This is a genomic window from Paenibacillus sp. FSL L8-0708, from assembly GCF_038009325.1.
In the GTDB taxonomy this organism is placed as follows: domain Bacteria; phylum Bacillota; class Bacilli; order Paenibacillales; family Paenibacillaceae; genus Paenibacillus_AQ; species Paenibacillus_AQ odorifer.
Genome location: NZ_JBBPBC010000001.1, coordinates 5,538,729 through 5,556,019, shown reverse-complemented (window position 1 = coordinate 5,556,019; position 17,291 = coordinate 5,538,729). Strand labels below are relative to the sequence as shown.

Below are 17,291 nucleotides of genomic sequence, written 5' to 3'. Positions count from 1 at the left end.
AAAGGAGACTTCACGATGTTGAAAATAGGCTTGATCGGCTTTGGATTTATGGGCCGGATGCATTTTGATAATTATGTGCGCTTAACGGAAGAGGGGCAGCCCATTGCCCTTAAAGCCATCTGTGATTTGCGAATTGAAGAATTAAAGGATGGAAAAGCAGCCGGGAATATGAGCACTGCCCAGGAAGTCTATGATTTGTCAGCTTACAATCTATACGATGATCTGGAGAAAATGATAGCCAGTGAGGAACTGGATATGATTGACATTGCGGTTCCTACTTATCTGCATGCGGAAATGACTTGTTCGCTGCTGGAGCGTGGATATCATGTTTTTTGTGAGAAACCGATGGCCAGAACTTCCGTACAAGCGCTGGAAATGGTGGAAACGGCAGCCCGCTGTGGGAAAAAACTGATGATCGGACATTGTCTCCGTTTTTGGCCGGGGTATGAATATTTAAAAGAAGTGATAGAGAGCGGGCAGTTCGGTCAGGTCACGGAAGGGTATTTTTACAGGGGATCTGGTGCTCCTAAGGATTGGTTTCTTGATGAGACACTAAGCGGTGGAGGCATTATGGATATGCATATTCACGATACGGATATGATTAACTATCTGTTCGGCAGACCGGATAAAGTATCATCCTTAGGACGTAATGTCCTTCCGGGTAGCGGATATGATATCGCATCGACTCACTATTTTTATAAGGATGCAAAAGTAATTAATGCTCAGGTGGATTGGACGCTGGAAGGTGATTTTGGTTTTTACATGGGGTACCGGGTTAATTTTGAACGTGGAAATATAGTGTTTGATGGCAGCGAGGTCAAGGTCAATCCGAATGCCGGGGCAGGCTATTTAGCGGAACTTTCACCGGATGTTGGCTACTATAGAGAGCTTGTATATTTTCTGGATGTTATTATCCAGGATAAGCCTATCATTATTTGTACGCCAGAGAGTACAGCGGAGTCTCTAAGAATCGTGGAAGCAGAAATGAAGTCAGCGGATGCTGAAGGCGAATGGATTGTGCTAGATTAGTTGTGTGTAGAGTGAATAAGGACGTGAGCTGGAAGAGGATCATTCACAATGACCTTTTTCCAGTTCACGTCCTTTTGTCATCGCTGAAATTTGGTGTTGTCTCTTGCATAATGGGATACTGATCCGTCATATCTTCTCAGCCGTACTTGTTCGTCAGAGAACAGTTCAACAATTCCTGAAGCAACCTCTGAATACATTCCATCAGGATCAAGCTGTAGCGCAGAAATATAGGTTTGGGATAAGGCAGCTATAAAAAAATCAATATTTTTCACTAATGTTTGTGGCATGTTATTCCCTCCGGTGACATCTTGTACATGATGATATATTAAACCATAGGAGTTATTTTACCATGATTTATCGTTGAGTTTTAGGAAGAATTCTTTGGTAAAAGTCGAAAATATGAGAAATTTGGTTGAAATTGTATTTAAGATCGTCTTTAATGAAACGAAGAGGGTAATTTTACCACTCTAAATAAATTAAGGGGATTACATAATGAAAGACTATGAAGTGCTGGAAATTAACAAAAAGAGTTTTTTTAAAACAACTATCTATTTTATGATCATTCCTACACTGCTATTGTTTATAGTAGGTTTAGGGATGGTGGTGGTCGGGCTTATCATTAAAGAGACGTTTATTGTTGTTATGGGTATCCCTTATTTGATTATGCCGGTTATTTTGATACTCATTTATGGGTTGGTGGGTATGCTGGTAGCGCTGGTATATAACAAGCTGGCGAAGAGATTCGGAGGACTAGAACTGAAAATAGTGGAGAAAAACCCTCCGGTTGAAGCAAACTATTTACCATAACCCGAAGTTACTAAAGGGCAGGTATTGCGATGATTTCGCTACCTGTCCTTTTTTATTTTTAATTTGAAAAGAAACCGGGGAATGGATATGATTTGGATAATGAAAGGATGATTGCCAGATGACAGAACCGACACAAAGAGCCAAGGAGCTGTACATTCAGTTTTTGGGTCATTTTTTAAATATGCATAAAGCAGGAGTACTTAAGGAGTACAAGAGTTTTGAAATTCCAAGAGAAGTGGAGCTGGAATGGCTGCAGGAATGGGCTACGGAGCACGTCAAGCAGTTGTCGATACGGGACTGGGATGCGATTACGATACTGGAATCCATCTCGCGGAATTATCAGGATAGCTGGATTGTGGAAAAAGTGGCTTCTTTTGCTTCGCGGAATATTATGAGCGCTGATAGTTTGGTTAGACTGATTTATGCGGAAAAAATGCTTGAAATCATTCGTTCTCATAACCAAGTGATCACAAAAGAACTGTTATTTCAAGGCTGTAAGGTTGCTGTACAAATTCTCGAGGATGTAATCTCACAGCCGCTGGTCATTGATCCTGGACACGAACTTAAAGAACATAACCTTAAAGATAAGCGCGCGTTAAACAGTCGAGCCCAACAAGGGATTGAAGAGGTGAAGGTACTTATTAATTCTTAGCTGCCAAAGTTGACATACTGTTGTCAAATTGGGTGTGCTACGATTTCATGACAGAATCAAGTCTGCTGATTTAAAAAAGAAAATGAGGGATTATCGAATGGCTGAACCTTTAAAAGCAATGTACAATGAACAATTTCTGCGTGAGTTCGGCGAAAAGATTCGTGGCGTACATAATGTCTTCGAGACTGAGGCATTTGTAAGCTCAGCCATGACTGAACCGTGGGAAACGCTTGAGCTGAAGGCGAGAATGCGGCGGATCACCGAGACGTTGGGCAGCCACTTACAGCTTCCTTATGAGGAAGCGCTGGCTATCCTATTCGCCATTGCTAATGATTGTGTAGGATTTCCTTATTTGATTTTTCCGGATTTTGTTGAGGTATATGGCCAGGAAGACGATCATTGGGAATTGTCTATGCAGGCGCTGGAAAGATTCACAGCGAAATCATCGGCTGAATTTGCAGTTAGGCCGTTTCTTTTGCGGGAACCAGAGCGGATGATGGCTCAAATGCAGGTATGGGCGAAGCACCCTGATGAGCATGTACGTAGGCTGGCTAGTGAGGGCTGTCGGCCTCGTCTGCCTTGGGGACAGGCGCTTCCCATGTTCAAGCTTGACCCGGCGCCGGTATTACCTGTACTTGAGCAGCTTAAGGCGGATACATCCCTGTATGTGCGTAAAAGTGTCGCTAATCATTTGAATGATATTGCGAAGGATCATCCGGAAGTGGTGCTCGATACCGCTCGGCGCTGGAAAGGAACACATCCCGATACAGACTGGATTGTGCGGCACGGCTGCCGTTCTTTGATTCGTAAAGCTGAGCCAGAGATTATGGCTTTATTCGGATACGCAGAGCAGACAGACGAAGCTGCTCCACTTATAACGAGTGCTTCAATTCTACTGGAACCTTCTATCCTGGCCATTGGCGAAAGCTCTGAATTGCAGTATAAGCTTCAAGTTTGTGAGGGAGCTCCGGCACGGATTCGGATTGAATACGGAATCTATTTCGTGAAAGCGGCAGGTCGAACCTCCCGTAAATCTTTTTTGTTATCGGATAAGACCGTACCTGGAGGTACAATTCTGTCAGGTAAACGGACACATCGTTGGGCTGATTTAACAACTCGGCGTCATTATCCAGGAGAGCACCGGATTGTGCTGCTGGTAAATGGGCGAGAAGTGGCGGAAGTGGGGTTAGAACTTAAAGGGGGTGCTAATATATGAAAAAAGAAGTTTTGATGTTTCTATCCAATGGCTATGCTGATTGGGAAAGCGGATATATTAGTGCCGAACTAAATAAGCCGGAAAGTGAATATAAAGTAAGCACAGTTGCTTTAACTAGCGACAATGTCAAATCTATGGGTGGATTTACTGTTGTACCTGACTATACTTTAGACAGTTTACCTGCTCAGTATGAAATGTTGATTTTAATCGGGGGCACAGGCTGGAAAGATAATTCAGCTATTACTCCAGTGATTGAAAAATGTTTACAGGAAAGTGTACCTATAGCCGCAATATGTGACGCTACAACTTTTTTGGCTGAACATGGCTATTTAGACAACATACCGCATACCGGAAATTCATTGGATTATTTAAAACAAAATGCTCCTAATTATAAAGGAGAAGCAAATTATATAGAAAAACAGGCAGTTTCGAGTGAATATATTATTACTGCTAATGGCACAGCTTCTTTAGAATTTGCAAGGGAAGTTATGAAGAAGTTAGAGGGTTTCCCAATCGAAGCCGTCGAGGGATGGTACAAATTTTTCAAAGATGGTTTTTATCAAGAATAAGGGTGTATATAAAAAAAAGGTGGTCTCAAGTCTTAACGACTTCAGATCACCTTTTTGGGGTTGAAGCTTATTTTTTCACTTCTGTAACACCAGTTACTTTTCCTTGATCGGATGAATTAAAGGTGGATTTATATTGATCGTTTGCGAAGTAGACATTGCCTTCAACGGTTGCGTTCACCAGGGTAAAACCATCCGCTTCTACGTATACATCTCCAATAAAGGTTCCGCCTTGGATGCGGGCGTTTTTACTCTTGATGGTCAATTTTGGAGCAGTCAGTTTAAAGGAGTTGGTGATGTTGTGATCCGCATCTTGTGTGTATAGAGCAATTTTTCTGGCGGGTTCCTCTTTATTCATGAATTCTCCATCCACCACGAGATCTTCGGTGAAGGTTAAGTCTTTAAGTGTAGCAGCAATCCAGGTTCCTTCTGGACTGATGGCGCGTTTGAAGGCTTCTTCATTATCTACTACGGAAGCTGAGGTTACAGCATCTGTGGTGTTATTTTGATTATTAGCGGTGCCTGTATTATTAGTGGTTCCCGCATTATTCGTGTTCTCAGGAGTGCTTGTTGCAGTAGCATTATTGGCATTGTTTGTTGCATTTCCACATCCGACCATTAACACAAAAGCAAATACCGCAGCAACACTTGCTATCTTTCTCATCTGTATAACCTCCTTAAGTAATTGTACTGATATCCTTCGAGCTTACTATAGAGTGATTAGTTAGTAATTTACCAATCAATCTACAAATGGTAATATAGGCCTGGACATCTCTGGCGTATAGTATGACCTGAAAAATGTGATTTATCCGATGAATTCACGAGCAATATGGATTACAATAAGTACAGGCAGTAGAAAAGGAGCATTATCCATGGCCAAACAGAAATATTATGTAGTCTGGGAAGGTAAACAACCGGGAGTCTATAGCACTTGGGCAGAATGCCAGGCACAGACAGATCATTATACCGGTGCAAAATATAAATCCTATGAATCTAAAGCAGCAGCTGATGCGGCATATAAAGCGGGCTGGAAGGGGAATTGGGGAACAGGGGCAGCTGGAGCAGCAAAGTCTAAGGGGACAAGTTCTTTTAAACGCAGTGCTACAGTAGAGACCTCTGAGGAGATTGATTACAACAGTATTTCAGTAGATGTGGGGACTCGTGGTAATCCGGGGCCTGTTGAATATAAGGGTGTAGATACACAAACGGGAGATATCATTTTCTCCTGTGGTCCGATCAAAAAGGGCACTAATAATTTAGGCGAATTTTTAGCGATTGTTCATGCCTTGGCGTTGTTGAAGAAAGAGGGAAGCGATAAAACGGTCTACAGTGATTCAGTAAATGCAATGAAGTGGGTGAAGCAGAAGAAGGTGGCAACAACCTTGCCGCGCGATTCTTCAACAGAGGAAATTTGGGTGCTTATTGATCGGGCAGAGCGTTGGTTGCAAACCAATACATATGACAATAAGGTGCTCAAGTGGCAGACCAAAGAGTGGGGCGAGATCAAAGCGGATTATGGTCGGAAATAAAAAAGCTATATCGCTATGGTTTCGGTTAAAGGAGGAGTTTGGGGATGTTTGGCAACGATTGGGATGAGGTATTGCAGGATGAAATGCAAAAGCCCTATTTTCTAAAATTAATGGACGCACTAACACAAGAATATAAGGAACATACCGTTTATCCGCCAAAAGAATTATTGTTCACAGCATTGAAATTAACGCCTTATAAGGAGACCCGTGTAGTTATTTTAGGTCAAGATCCTTATCATGGTCCCGGACAAGCGCACGGACTAAGCTTCTCTGTCAATCCGGGGGTACGTATCCCTCCGTCACTGCGCAATATTTATGCAGAGCTGAAAGAGGACGTCGGTGTGCCTGTTCCGAACCACGGCTCTTTACTGCACTTAGCAGAGCAGGGAGTGTTGTTGCTGAACACCGTGCTGACGGTACGTGAGGGTGAGGCTGGTTCGCATAAAGGTCTGGGCTGGGAGACATTCACAGACACTATTATGCAAAAGCTAAATGAAAGATCTACGCCCATGGTGTTTATATTATGGGGAAGTCATGCGCAGAAAAAAGGCGCCTTCATCGACCAAAGCCGGCATAAGGTGCTGCAATCGCCTCATCCAAGCCCACTTTCATCGCATCGTGGATTTTTTGGCAGTCGTCCGTTCTCAAAGGCCAACCAATTTTTAGAGTCGCAGGGGTTGGCAGGAATAGATTGGTTCATTCCGGACTTATAATTTATGGAGTGATGCGAAGGGGAGGTAGCTATGAAGCATTGGGTAGGTAAACCCGTTATAATGTACTGCGGAGAGAAACCTTATACCATTATGAAGGGAATCCTGCGCAAATGGGACCTTTCCGCATCGGTGGCGGTGATTGGCCATCAGGAAATTGCTGTGCCGTTTCGGGATATTGTTGTTATTAAGGCTCTGGCTCCAAAAGAAAGAGCGCTGCCTCCAGTTCTCCATTCCGTGGGTTATGTGATGAGGGATCGGCAGCAATTTGACAATGCAGTGTATTTTAAATCGGCGGTTAGCGTCTGGAAAGAAGATCAGCTTATTGCCTTTAATACGATTATTACCTCACATACGAAAGGTTCAGTTACTCTTCAGAACGGCCAAAACCTGATGAAGGGCAATCACATCTTTGTAGTTCGTTCTTTACGAGGGTGATTTCAGGCACCTGTAAAGAATAAAAAAGGGTACGACTCCGAGTGATGAACTGCACCCCGTCAAGTAGACAGCAAAAAAAATAAAAGTAGTTTAAGCGGCCTTAGTCCTAAATTCAATGGGACTGAGGCCGTTTAGTTTTGCCTGTAACCGTTCGTTATTGTAAAAATGAATGTAGGTATCAATATCTGTTTGGAGTTCTTCAAAGGTCTGGTAGGTATGTAAGTAGTACTTCTCACATTTCAATGTTCCCCAGAAGGATTCCATCGGCGAATTGTCAATGCAGCAGCCTACTCGGGACATGCTTTGCTTCAGTTCTGCATCGTCCAGCATCTTTTTAAAATGCAGAGATGTATACTGAAAACCACGGTCGCTATGGAGTAAGGTTCGGCTCTCCGGTGCTGCCTTCAAAGCTAATTCCAGTGTGTTAAAAACTAGCGAATTATTATTGGAATGACCCAGAACGTAAGCAACAATCGACTTGTCATACAGATCTTTTATTGCACTTAAATACGCCTTCTTGCCGTTGCCGTATTTGAATTCCGTTACATCTGTTACCCATTTTTGGTTTGGAGCTTCAGCCTCAAAATTACGGTTCAGCACATTCTCTGCAACCTGCTGAGGTGTGGAGCCTACATACTTCTTTCTCTTTCTGCGGATGACTGACTGGATGCCTTGGCATCTCATCAGCCGATACACTCGCTTTGCGTTAATAGATTTATCCATTTGTCTGCGCAAATGCAGGGTCAATTGGCGATACCCAAAGGTTCGTTCCACCTTCTCATACAAGAGGAGCATAGCCTCTGTCAGTTTCTCGTTGTCAGCCTCTCGAGAACTGGGTTTGCGATTCAACCATTTGTAATAACTTGACCGTGAAATCCCTGCGATGTCACACAAAAGCCGAATGGAGCAAGACTGTTCCTGCTGAACGGCCTGAATGGCCAGGTAGATGTTCACCTGGCGAATGGTCCTTAACGCCTCCTCCTTTCGAGTTCCTCTAACTTTTTTAGAAAAGCATTCTCCGCACGCAGGCGTGCATTCTCGTATTCCAGCTTTTGCATCGCGAGTTTGTGGCGATCTGCTTCCGTAAGTTCTTCAGGCGCTTTAGTGCGTCCTCTACCGTCTCGTAACGCCTCTTCACCACCAGCTTCGTACTTCTTTACCCAGCTATATACTTGTTGGTAAGACACGTGAAAATGGCTTGCCGTCTTCGCATAGTCTTCTCTGTTCGAAAGGCAGTACAGCACGATATTTATCCGTTCCTGCCAAGTGGTTACGCGTCCTTTGGTCATAGCTTTAGTTCCTCCTGAATGAGCTGTTAAGCTGTTGCTATGACCATTATACTTCCTAATCCAGTTGGCGAGTTGGGTTGAACTTGCAATCTTATACTTGCAGATGATTTGGTTTTGCGATAATCCTCCCTCGAGATAGTCCTTAACGGCATGGAGTTTAAGTTCTGCAGAATATGTACGATTGTAGCTTCGGACTTCCAGCCCTTCGTATCCATACAATTGATAACGTTGCCGCCACTTCACTAATGAGTTTTTGGATATTCCATACTTCCGGGCCGCAGTTTTCAAACCAATGTCGCCCCGTTCAATTTCTTGGAGAATCGTTAACTTTTCCAGTGCTGTAAACTTCTTTTGTTCCATAAAAATGCTCCCCATACAGCGACAGGTTTTTATTATTTCACCTGTCTACTATATGGGGAGCATATCAGTGATTGGAGACGTACCCTTTTTTATTTTATAGATAAGCTCCGCCCGTTCACGAAGTAGATTACAACCGTTATAGCTCCTCTTTTTTGATAGGCTCAGTTTCATCTATCCGGTCTGCAATAATAATCTCATACACGCGCAGGAAAACAATTTTTATAATCATATAAACAGGGAGCGCAATAAGAACTCCGATAATACCGTAGAAGTCTCCACCTATAAGGACAAGGATGACCGTAGTCAGTGGATGAACATCCAATGATTTTCCGTAAATAATCGGTGAGAGTACATTATCCTGGATCTGCTGGGCAATGAAGATTACAACCAGGGACCATATGGCCATCGTCGGTGATTCAATGAAACCCACTATAATTACCGGAATCGCTGCTAAGAATGATCCCACATATGGAATGAAGTTAAGGGGCACTGAAATTACGGCGAGCAACAGGGAGTAAGGCAGTCCGATGATAAGGAACCCTATATATAACATAATACCGAGTACGACATTTAGCACCACGCGTGTGACGATGAAGCTGCTTAAGGCGCTGTCGATATCTCCAAACATCTCTTGCCCTTCCTTACGATATTTTCTCGGAATTAAGCCTTGAAGTTTAGGCGATAGCTTATAGTCATCTTTTAGCATGTAGTACAGAATGATGGGCAAAGTTGCGATTAACACTACAATGCTGGAAACAACGCCAATCAAATTGGACATGGAATTGGTAACCCAGGTAATAGTATCGCTAAGAAATTCTGATAAACGGGCTGCGACGTCGGAATCCCCTTTGAAAAAACGCGAAAGTGTCGGATTCTCCCTCAATGCATTGAACTGATCCTGCAAACCTTGCACGAGGTAAGGAGTGTTATCAATAAAGTTCTGAATTTGTTCTTGCAGTGTCGGCCAGACTAGAATCCAGAAGAGAATGAACAAGCCGGCAATCAGAAAATAAATGAGCAGGATGGAGAACGCCCGGTTTAATTTTCTTTTCTCAAGGATTCTTACTAACGGACGCAGCAGGTAGTACATGAACCCTGATAACATCATGGGAACAAGTAATAATTTGAAAATGGCACCCAGTGGGGCGAAGAGAAACATTACTTTGGAGCCTAAGTACAAAATCAGTAAAAAGGCGATAATAGCAAGGCTTGTCCGAAAATACTTCTGTTGTGGCAATAAAAACATCCCCCAAAATTCAAATTTATGTCTATGTAGTTTAATAACCCTAATTTACAAGTATTGATTCAAAAGCGGGCAATTCCTTTTAGGTAGTTCTTGGCATACCCATATAGAGGTTCTAGTTACAAAGGTTACGCCAAGTAAAAAGTTCGCAATTTAACAAGGGGATATAACTATTTCTCTGCTTTTTCACAGATTATCTTGACTTTCGTCTATGAGATTTTCTAGTGGATAAAGTGAAGATTTCAGGAACTACATCTTCGCCTCCGGTTTCTTTGGTAACTTGTCTTGCTTTAACAAGAGATAAAAAGGAAAAAATCTCACCTAACGCTACAAGTCCAGCTGCGATGATCTCATAATCCTCAGCGCTAAGTTCTGCGGATTCCACTGGATTATTGTTATTGGTGGTCCCATTCTTATTAGCATTGCTGTTGCCTTTATTTCTCCCGCTGTTTCTTCCATTGGCCATTTCTGATCACCCGCTTTTCCCGGTATGTATTATTAATATGTTATAAATGCCGCATATGAGATAGGCAATTCGGATGTAATTTTGCACTGTCTCTTTTTAGCACTTTACACAGGATGAAAACGCTGTTAAAATCATAAACGAGCACAAACGATCAATAACGGTCATATATAATCGATTAACGGTCAATAAAATTCATAGATGAGCGCAAGGAATTGCATAGGTCGCGCTGTCACATAAAGGAGCGAGCCACGATGATGTTTGAGGAAGAGAGAAAACAAAAAATCGTGCTTTTTGTGGAAAAGAACTCCAGAGCTTCTGTACAGGAGCTAAGTCAGGAAATGGGCGTATCTGAGTCTACTGTGCGCCGTGATCTGAAGGAGCTGGAAGAAGCCAAGCTATTAAAGCGTACTCATGGCGGAGCGGTTTCCCTGCAGAGCGTCAATTTTGAAGCGGCTTATCCTGATAAGGAAGACCATTTATTGGATGAGAAGCAACGGATTGCCCGTAAGGCCGTGGAGATGATTCAGGAGGGGGACGCAATACTGCTTGATGCAGGAACAACAACACTGCAGATTGCCAGAGAGCTGAAGAACTTTTCGAATATCAAAGTCATTACGAACTCGATTATGGCGCTGAATGAGCTGCGGGATTGCCGCAATATCGAAGTCTCAATTACAGGCGGTATGCTTCGCCCGGATACGATGGCTTTTGTTGGACCGATGACAGAACGTTCCTTAGATATGGTGAGAGTAGATAAAACTTTTCTTGCCACTAATGGACTGGATTTGCGGGAAGGCATCACAACTCCGAACATGTTAGAGGCAGCTACAAAACGCAAAATGATCGCAGTCGCCAAGCAAGTTATTCTACTGGCAGATCACAGTAAGCTGGGGCAGATATCCTTTAGCAAGGTTGCAGATGTGACGGAAATGGATCATTGCATTATAGATTCAGGAGCGTCTGACAAATTCATCCGTGAGATCACGCAATTGGGTGTGGATTTCACGCTGGTATAAATTTTATATAGGATAAGCAATTATGAATTACCGTGTGATCGTTTGGAGAAATTACAGATGCCGTACTTGTGATCGGTAATCTATGGCTTAGAAAACCAACATAATTGAGGGATAATCATGATCTATACTGTAACGCTTAATCCTTCCATTGATTATATCGTGGAAGTGGAAGATTTGAGACTGGGTGACTTGAACCGGATGAAACGTGATTTGAAGCTTCCGGGAGGGAAGGGGATTAACGTATCCCGAGTGCTTAATCAGCTTGGGGTTCAGAATAAGGCTATGGGATTCCTTGGAGGCTTCACCGGCCGATATATTGAGGATTGGTTACACGAAGAGTCAATTTCAAGCGATTTCGTGTTTGTTTCTGATGATACGCGGATTAATATCAAGCTCAAGCATGGAGAGGAAACGGAGATTAACGGTGTTGGACCCGTCATTCATGATCCTGAAGCCAATGCACTATTGCAAAAGCTGGCTGCCCTGAACGCGGAGGATGTAGTGATTTTGTCGGGAAGCGTTCCCCCATCACTGGGTGCAGATTTCTATGACAAGCTTATAGCTGTGTGCAAACAGAGCGGAGCGGAATTCGTCATTGACACTACCGGTGCTGCACTTCAAAAAGCGCTGGCGTATCAGCCATTGCTGGTTAAACCGAACCATCATGAGCTCGCAGAGCTATTCGGCGTAACCATAGATACGAGGGAAGAGATCATTACTTATGGACGCAAGCTGCTGGATGCAGGAGCGAAAAATGTACTGGTTTCCATGGCGGGTGAAGGGGCTTTGTTCATTACGGAGCAAGGGGTATACCACGCCAACGCACCATCAGGTAAAGTGAAAAATTCTGTAGGTGCAGGAGATTCCATGATCGCTGGTTTTGTAGGGACACTGTCTTTGACAGGAGACTTGTTGGAGGCGTTCCGTGCAGGCGTTGCCTCGGGCAGTGCAACCGCATTCTCTGATGACTTAGCGGACAGAGAATTCATTGAACAGCTGAGACCGCTGATCCAAATCTCAGAAGTGTAAGCCGACAGCATTCAAAGTACTTAAGGGAGTTGAGCATGATGAGAATAACGGATTTAATGATAAAAGAAACGATGATCATGGATCTAAAAGCTACAACTAAGGAAGCTGCAATTGATGAATTGATTGCGAGTCTTGCTGCAAGTGGCCGAATTAATGATCCGATCCTTTTTAAAGAGATGATTCTGAAGCGCGAAGAGCAGTCCAGCACTGGGATTGGCGGCGGCATTGCAATGCCGCACGCTAAGACTAAAGCGGTTAATGAAGCGACGGTTGTATTTGCTAAGAGCGCAAAGGGAGTGGAGTTTGAATCCCTTGATGATGAGCCTGCACGTATCTTCTTTATGATTGCCGCTCCAGAAGGAGCAGGCAATATGCATCTTCGTACACTGGCCTCATTGTCCAGACTACTGATCGATAGCGAGTTCATTGAACAGCTTATGAATACTCAGACTCCTGACGAGGTATCCGCTTTGTTTGATGCCAAGCAGGCGGAAGGTGAAGCTAAGGAGAAAGAGAACGAAGCTGCTGAAACTGCCGCGAAGTCAGAGCCTGAACGTGTAATCGTGGGCAACCCGGATTCCCAAGCTTTTGTCGTAGCTGTAACTGCTTGTCCTACAGGCATTGCACACACTTTTATGGCTGAAGATGCCCTTAAGAAAAAAGCTCTGGAAATGGGAGTTAATATCCGTGTAGAGACGAATGGTTCAGAAGGGGCCAAAAACGTACTTACCCCTGATGAGATTCGGCGTGCAAGCGGTGTAATTGTTGCAGCTGATAAAAAGGTGGAAATGGCCCGTTTTGACGGTAAGCCTGTACTGCAAAGACCTGTAAGTGATGGCATCCGTAAGCCGGAAGAGCTTATTCGTAAAGCTATGAATGGGGAAGCGCCGATCTATCACAATGAAGGTCGCGGTGGCAATGACGAAGGGTCTAAAGAGAAATCTGGCAGTATCGGCAGTAAAATATATAAGGACTTAATGAATGGGATCTCCCACATGCTCCCGTTTGTAGTCGGTGGCGGTATTCTGCTAGCAATCTCCTTCCTGATTGAACAAGTAGGTGGAGCAGATCATCCGCTGTTCCAGTTACTGCAGACAATTGGTGGTGGAGATGGTGCCTTCCATTTCCTAATTCCAGTCCTTGCTGGATTTATAGCGCTTAGCATTGGTGATCGTCCGGCTCTGATGCCAGGTATGGTTGGGGGTTACATGGCCTTGAATTCCAACGCTGGGTTCCTCGGCGGGCTGGCTGCTGGTTTCTTGGCGGGTTATGTAATTATCGGACTACGTAAAGTATTTGCAGGTCTGCCTAAAACACTTGACGGACTGAAGCCGATCCTGTTATATCCGGTATTCGGGCTTCTAATTACCGGTGGATTGATGTATTACCTGTTTGATCCGGTCTTTAGCTGGATCAATGTAGGGCTGATTGATTGGCTTAATGATCTTGGAACTGTTAATGCTGTTATTTTGGGTCTGGTTCTCGGTGGCATGATGGCCATAGATATGGGTGGACCTTTCAATAAAGCTGCTTATACTTTTGCCATCGGTGTATTCACTACCAGTGGCAATACCAACGGCTTCATGATGGCTGCTGTAATGGCGGGGGGGATGGTGCCTCCACTTGCAATAGCACTGGCTTCTACTTTCTTTAAGAATAAATTCACAGAAGAAGAACGTAAATCAGGCTTAACGAACTATGTGCTGGGCTTATCGTTCATTACGGAAGGGGCCATTCCATTCGCCGCAGCCGATCCGCTTCGTGTCCTAACCTCTTGTATTCTTGGTTCGGCCGTTGCTGGAGGTCTTACACAGCTTTGGAATATCAACGTGCCGGCTCCGCATGGCGGGATCTTTGTAGCTGCCCTTTCAAGCCACGCGCTGTTGTTCCTCTTAGCTGTTCTGATCGGTTCGGTCATCTCCGGATTGATGCTCGGATTATGGAAGAAACCGCTTGAAGCAAAGTAACTTTATAAGCAAATTGAACTGCTGGGTGCCAGAATTTTCATTCTGGTGTCCAGCAGTTTTTGCATGGATTTTAATCACCCGCCTCCTCGCCCATAGGTAGATTTATCTCCATAAATGAGGTTTAATTTTATATAATTGAAAATATATATAATCAGAAGGAAAAGGAGCGAGCGAGATGATATTACATAAGGGGGAAGTCTTGTTCCGCCAAGGAGACAGCTGTGATTTTTTATTTAAGGTAAAAAGCGGGCTGTTCAAGGTCACAAGACTTCATGAGAATGGGAACATGGTGTTATTCAACATCCTGTATCCCGGTGAGATGGTTCCCCATCATTCACTCATTTCGCCAAAGGAGGCGCATGGAACGGCAGTTGCGATGATGAAGAGCGAGGTGGAGGCAGTTCCATCAGCAGAATGGTATCAACAGCTGCGGGAGGATTCTGGTCAAGCGATGGAAATCGCCAGACTGCTTCAGGAGAAGGTACGGTTTATGCAGACACGGCTGGATCATCTTACTGTAGGTACGCCTGCAGAACGTATGGAATTGCTAACCCGCTGGTTTAATGACTACTCTCATGGCGCAGCGCTAACAGAGTTATTGACCCAGGAAGAAATAGGACAATTGATCGGTGTAAGACGTGAAACAATCAACCGTTTGCTGCGGAGTACAGAGTGATTCCTGCTTTTTTCTGGCAAACTGTTTAGAGTAGGGTGGCTCCGTGGTATAATGTAAACAGAACTTATCAAATTAGAGAAAGGATCAGGATACCATGTGTCCCCGAAGGACGATTCCCCAAAGGACGATTTGGAAACGTTATGATCTGTCTTATACTTAGCTTCCCTGTAGAAGGTGCGTAAACCGTTGTTACTTGACGAACCGCCTCTGCGAGGGGAAGGAGTATATATATGCGAAGGAGCAATACCTCCGGTTTTACCCGTCGTAGAGGTTGGTGGGACGTCTAGCCGCCATATACGATAAGGGGAGACCTGTATGAGGAACCACAATTACGGAGTGAATGTACTGCTCCGGTTGACAGTCATTTTGTTTGGAACATTTTTGCTTGCATTTACTTATTATCACATCAATTTTCAGAATCATTTGTCAGAAGGCGGATTCGTAGGATTATCGCTGCTTGGCAAATACGTATTAGGAATTTCACCTTCGATTTCAACTCTGCTTCTAGACGTTCCAGTACTCTTGATAGCATGGATGTTCAAAGGGAAAGCGTTCGTGTGCAACACTTTTGTTTCTGTAGGAGCTTTTACAATCTTCTATGGTCTCATGGAACGTTATTCCGGTTTGGTCATCAACTTGCAGGACAATTTGGCATTAGCAGCTCTTTTGTCCGGCGTACTGACAGGTTTAGGAGCGGGAATTATCCTGCGGAGTGGCGGGGCTAGCGGTGGAGACGATATTTTGTCGCTGCTGGTTAGTGAATGGAAGGGAATCAAAGTAGGTACGGTATTCATCATGATGGATGTAATCGTTCTGGCACTATCACTCTTTTATATGCCTGTTAAAGAAACGATGTATACAGTGATGGCAGTAGTCGTAGCCGGCTATGTGATCACCTTTACAACCTCTTTAGGCAAACCAAAGCTAGTGAAGGCGCCAAAGATTCAATCTACACTACGTAAACCGCATGATGGTACGGTAATGTGAAGAAGGCTGGTATAAACAGCTTATTCGGGGATATACTACATTTAAGGTCAGCCAGAGTTTCTGGTTGACTTTTTTTTGCTGGATATGACGTAATTTAAAGGGTGTAGTCTTTAGGGGCGTTGCTCGGACGTTTCGCTCATAACAAAAGGTGACGTACAGTGAAAATCCTGTACGCCACCTTTTAGTTAACTTAAGACTCACTAGTGCTCGTCTTTGAATCGTGTTGAAACAATTGCGGCCAGCTTGTCCTTTTATTTAGCCCACAGCATTCGTGATAGCTTCGCATTCGTCCGAGCAATGACCACTGTGCTGTGTTTCACAGTCCTCACAGCAAATATGCTGAAGATGACAAGCATCGTTAGCACAATTGATAAATTGGTCAGCTGGCTGACCGCAGTGATGGCATCGTCCGACAACGATATCCCCGTCGGTATGATTAATCTGTACGGAAATCCGCTCATCGAAGACATAACATTTTCCATCAAACAGTTGGCCCTGTACCTCAGGGTCTTTACCGTAAGTCACAATGCCGCCATCCAGCTGGTACACCTGTCCAAAACCTTCCTTCATCATAAACCCGCTTAATTTCTCGCAGCGGATCCCGCCTGTACAGTAGGTCAGGATTGGTTTATCCTTAAGGTCGCTCATATTCTCGCGAATCCAGTCCGGGAATTCTTTGAAGCTGTCTACTTCGGGGCGGATGGAGCCGCGGAAATGACCAAGATCGAATTCGTAACCGGTACGACCATCCAGAATCACCACATCGTCGCGCTGCATCATTTCATAGAAATCTTTAGGCGCCAGATGCTTTCCGGTAATCACGTTAGGGTCCAGTTCATCCTCGACCCGGAACGTCACGAGTTCTTTTTTATAACGAACGAAGATCTTTTTGAAGGCATGACCCTCAGCCTCATCGATCTTGAAGACGATATCGCTAAACAGAGGGTTTGCGCGCAAATCCTTCATATATTGCTCGGTTTGGGCAACCGTACCTGATAGTGTTCCGTTAATGCCTTCATCTGAGATGAGAATTCGTCCCTTTACATCAAGCTCTTTGCAGTAAGCCAAATGCTCCTGGGCGAATTGTTCTGCATCCGGCACTTTTACAAATTTATAGTATAGCAGAATTGCATATTCCGATTGTGGATTCATTCATTTCACCTTTATCATTAGAATTAGACTACTAAATAAACATTTAAGTATAAAAAGTATTGTAACATATTATCAAGTATTGACAAGAGATATGGTACAGTAACCTGAAGAAAGCTGGTATAAATAACATTTTTCAGGGATACCGGATTAAGGTCAGCC

Annotated in this window: 19 protein-coding genes; 13 read left to right on the top strand and 6 right to left on the bottom strand. The window is 44.0% G+C overall.

Going from position 1 to position 17,291, the window contains the following annotated elements; all coding sequences use genetic code 11:
* Positions 1-15 precede the first annotated feature (15 nt).
* Positions 16-1,029: a Gfo/Idh/MocA family protein gene (locus tag NYE58_RS26490; RefSeq protein WP_341003427.1), complete on the top strand. Its 1,014-nt coding sequence runs from the start codon at positions 16-18 to the stop codon at positions 1,027-1,029.
* A 77-nt stretch (positions 1,030-1,106) separates the two neighbouring features.
* On the opposite strand, the gene NYE58_RS26485 is transcribed toward NYE58_RS26490, so the two are convergent.
* Positions 1,107-1,316, bottom strand: coding sequence for a hypothetical protein (locus tag NYE58_RS26485; RefSeq protein ID WP_036683023.1), 210 nt, complete (start codon positions 1,314-1,316; stop codon positions 1,107-1,109).
* Between the two features lie 205 nt (positions 1,317-1,521).
* Here NYE58_RS26485 and NYE58_RS26480 point away from each other — a divergent pair, with 205 nt between their 5' ends.
* The 4 genes from NYE58_RS26480 to NYE58_RS26465 all read left to right on the top strand — a co-directional run bounded on the left by NYE58_RS26480 (position 1,522) and on the right by NYE58_RS26465 (position 4,273).
* The gene (locus tag NYE58_RS26480; RefSeq protein WP_341003425.1) at positions 1,522-1,836 is read left to right on the top strand and encodes a hypothetical protein; all 315 of its coding nucleotides are present in this window, start codon (positions 1,522-1,524) and stop codon (positions 1,834-1,836) included.
* Positions 1,837-1,954: 118 nt separating this feature from the next.
* On the top strand, positions 1,955-2,488 hold the full coding sequence (locus tag NYE58_RS26475; RefSeq protein WP_076281365.1) for a hypothetical protein: 534 nt from the start codon (positions 1,955-1,957) through the stop codon (positions 2,486-2,488).
* Between the two features lie 97 nt (positions 2,489-2,585).
* The gene (locus tag NYE58_RS26470; protein ID WP_341003424.1) at positions 2,586-3,704 is read left to right on the top strand and encodes a DNA alkylation repair protein; all 1,119 of its coding nucleotides are present in this window, start codon (positions 2,586-2,588) and stop codon (positions 3,702-3,704) included.
* Positions 3,701-4,273 (top strand): type 1 glutamine amidotransferase family protein, encoded by a 573-nt coding sequence (locus NYE58_RS26465; protein WP_341003423.1) that lies wholly within the window; start codon positions 3,701-3,703, stop codon positions 4,271-4,273. Before NYE58_RS26470 ends, NYE58_RS26465 begins: the two co-directional genes overlap by 4 nt.
* Positions 4,274-4,340: 67 nt before the next feature.
* On the opposite strand, the gene NYE58_RS26460 is transcribed toward NYE58_RS26465, so the two are convergent.
* Entirely contained in the window at positions 4,341-4,934 is a 594-nt protein-coding gene (locus NYE58_RS26460; RefSeq protein ID WP_076130242.1) for a hypothetical protein, read from the bottom strand.
* A 208-nt stretch (positions 4,935-5,142) separates the two neighbouring features.
* Between NYE58_RS26460 and rnhA the strand changes: the two genes are divergently transcribed.
* The 3 genes from rnhA to NYE58_RS26445 are packed head-to-tail and all read left to right on the top strand — an operon-like array spanning position 5,143 to position 6,947.
* Positions 5,143-5,799: a ribonuclease H gene (rnhA, locus tag NYE58_RS26455; RefSeq protein ID WP_076184205.1), complete on the top strand. Its 657-nt coding sequence runs from the start codon at positions 5,143-5,145 to the stop codon at positions 5,797-5,799.
* Between the two features lie 44 nt (positions 5,800-5,843).
* Entirely contained in the window at positions 5,844-6,512 is a 669-nt protein-coding gene (gene ung, locus NYE58_RS26450; protein WP_341003422.1) for a uracil-DNA glycosylase, read from the top strand.
* Positions 6,513-6,542: 30 nt separating this feature from the next.
* On the top strand, positions 6,543-6,947 hold the full coding sequence (locus tag NYE58_RS26445) for a hypothetical protein (RefSeq protein WP_036683006.1): 405 nt from the start codon (positions 6,543-6,545) through the stop codon (positions 6,945-6,947).
* Positions 6,948-7,037: 90 nt separating this feature from the next.
* Here the strand turns inward: NYE58_RS26445 and NYE58_RS26440 are convergent.
* The 3 genes from NYE58_RS26440 to NYE58_RS26430 form a co-directional block, all read right to left on the bottom strand.
* Positions 7,038-8,596, bottom strand: a protein-coding gene (locus tag NYE58_RS26440; protein ID WP_340917237.1) for an IS3 family transposase whose coding sequence is annotated in 2 segments (ribosomal slippage) — positions 7,038-7,963 and positions 7,963-8,596 — 1,560 coding nt in all. Because the reading frame shifts where the segments join, the coding sequence is not laid out codon by codon here.
* Positions 8,597-8,732: 136 nt separating this feature from the next.
* A complete protein-coding gene (locus tag NYE58_RS26435) occupies positions 8,733-9,842 on the bottom strand; it encodes an AI-2E family transporter (RefSeq protein WP_341003420.1) in 1,110 nt (369 codons plus the stop codon).
* A 190-nt stretch (positions 9,843-10,032) separates the two neighbouring features.
* A complete protein-coding gene (locus tag NYE58_RS26430) occupies positions 10,033-10,305 on the bottom strand; it encodes a hypothetical protein (RefSeq protein WP_076130246.1) in 273 nt (90 codons plus the stop codon).
* Between the two features lie 251 nt (positions 10,306-10,556).
* Here NYE58_RS26430 and NYE58_RS26425 point away from each other — a divergent pair, with 251 nt between their 5' ends.
* From NYE58_RS26425 to NYE58_RS26405, 5 genes are all read left to right on the top strand, one after another.
* On the top strand, positions 10,557-11,321 hold the full coding sequence (locus NYE58_RS26425) for a DeoR/GlpR family DNA-binding transcription regulator (RefSeq protein ID WP_339244350.1): 765 nt from the start codon (positions 10,557-10,559) through the stop codon (positions 11,319-11,321).
* Positions 11,322-11,438: 117 nt separating this feature from the next.
* Positions 11,439-12,350, top strand: coding sequence for a 1-phosphofructokinase (gene pfkB, locus NYE58_RS26420; protein ID WP_076184203.1), 912 nt, complete (start codon positions 11,439-11,441; stop codon positions 12,348-12,350).
* Between the two features lie 38 nt (positions 12,351-12,388).
* Positions 12,389-14,317 carry a PTS fructose transporter subunit IIABC gene (locus tag NYE58_RS26415; RefSeq protein WP_076277387.1) on the top strand — a complete coding sequence of 643 codons (1,929 nt, stop codon included), beginning with the start codon at positions 12,389-12,391 and terminating at the stop codon, positions 14,315-14,317.
* A 175-nt stretch (positions 14,318-14,492) separates the two neighbouring features.
* Positions 14,493-14,993, top strand: coding sequence for a Crp/Fnr family transcriptional regulator (locus NYE58_RS26410; protein WP_076217941.1), 501 nt, complete (start codon positions 14,493-14,495; stop codon positions 14,991-14,993).
* Positions 14,994-15,308: 315 nt separating this feature from the next.
* Positions 15,309-15,980 (top strand): YitT family protein, encoded by a 672-nt coding sequence (locus NYE58_RS26405; protein ID WP_076130250.1) that lies wholly within the window; start codon positions 15,309-15,311, stop codon positions 15,978-15,980.
* A gap of 255 nt (positions 15,981-16,235) precedes the next feature.
* On the opposite strand, the gene trhO is transcribed toward NYE58_RS26405, so the two are convergent.
* Positions 16,236-17,132, bottom strand: coding sequence for an oxygen-dependent tRNA uridine(34) hydroxylase TrhO (trhO, locus tag NYE58_RS26400; protein ID WP_076217940.1), 897 nt, complete (start codon positions 17,130-17,132; stop codon positions 16,236-16,238).
* Positions 17,133-17,291 lie beyond the last annotated feature (159 nt).

Excerpts from the sequence above, each read along its gene's own strand:
- NYE58_RS26435 (WP_341003420.1), bottom strand. The coding sequence starts at position 9,842 with ATGTTTTTATTGCCACAACAGAAGTATTTTCGGACAAGCCTTGCTATT.
- ung (WP_341003422.1), top strand. The coding sequence starts at position 5,844 with ATGTTTGGCAACGATTGGGATGAGGTATTGCAGGATGAAATGCAAAAG.
- NYE58_RS26465 (WP_341003423.1), top strand. The coding sequence starts at position 3,701 with ATGAAAAAAGAAGTTTTGATGTTTCTATCCAATGGCTATGCTGATTGG.
- NYE58_RS26410 (WP_076217941.1), top strand. The coding sequence starts at position 14,493 with ATGATATTACATAAGGGGGAAGTCTTGTTCCGCCAAGGAGACAGCTGT.
- NYE58_RS26485 (WP_036683023.1), bottom strand. The coding sequence starts at position 1,316 with ATGCCACAAACATTAGTGAAAAATATTGATTTTTTTATAGCTGCCTTA.
- NYE58_RS26425 (WP_339244350.1), top strand. The coding sequence starts at position 10,557 with ATGATGTTTGAGGAAGAGAGAAAACAAAAAATCGTGCTTTTTGTGGAA.
- NYE58_RS26460 (WP_076130242.1), bottom strand. The coding sequence starts at position 4,934 with ATGAGAAAGATAGCAAGTGTTGCTGCGGTATTTGCTTTTGTGTTAATG.
- NYE58_RS26470 (WP_341003424.1), top strand. The coding sequence starts at position 2,586 with ATGGCTGAACCTTTAAAAGCAATGTACAATGAACAATTTCTGCGTGAG.
- NYE58_RS26405 (WP_076130250.1), top strand. The coding sequence starts at position 15,309 with ATGAGGAACCACAATTACGGAGTGAATGTACTGCTCCGGTTGACAGTC.
- NYE58_RS26445 (WP_036683006.1), top strand. The coding sequence starts at position 6,543 with ATGAAGCATTGGGTAGGTAAACCCGTTATAATGTACTGCGGAGAGAAA.
- NYE58_RS26480 (WP_341003425.1), top strand. The coding sequence starts at position 1,522 with ATGAAAGACTATGAAGTGCTGGAAATTAACAAAAAGAGTTTTTTTAAA.
- NYE58_RS26490 (WP_341003427.1), top strand. The coding sequence starts at position 16 with ATGTTGAAAATAGGCTTGATCGGCTTTGGATTTATGGGCCGGATGCAT.
- trhO (WP_076217940.1), bottom strand. The coding sequence starts at position 17,132 with ATGAATCCACAATCGGAATATGCAATTCTGCTATACTATAAATTTGTA.
- NYE58_RS26475 (WP_076281365.1), top strand. The coding sequence starts at position 1,955 with ATGACAGAACCGACACAAAGAGCCAAGGAGCTGTACATTCAGTTTTTG.
- pfkB (WP_076184203.1), top strand. The coding sequence starts at position 11,439 with ATGATCTATACTGTAACGCTTAATCCTTCCATTGATTATATCGTGGAA.
- NYE58_RS26430 (WP_076130246.1), bottom strand. The coding sequence starts at position 10,305 with ATGGCCAATGGAAGAAACAGCGGGAGAAATAAAGGCAACAGCAATGCT.
- rnhA (WP_076184205.1), top strand. The coding sequence starts at position 5,143 with ATGGCCAAACAGAAATATTATGTAGTCTGGGAAGGTAAACAACCGGGA.
- NYE58_RS26415 (WP_076277387.1), top strand. The coding sequence starts at position 12,389 with ATGAGAATAACGGATTTAATGATAAAAGAAACGATGATCATGGATCTA.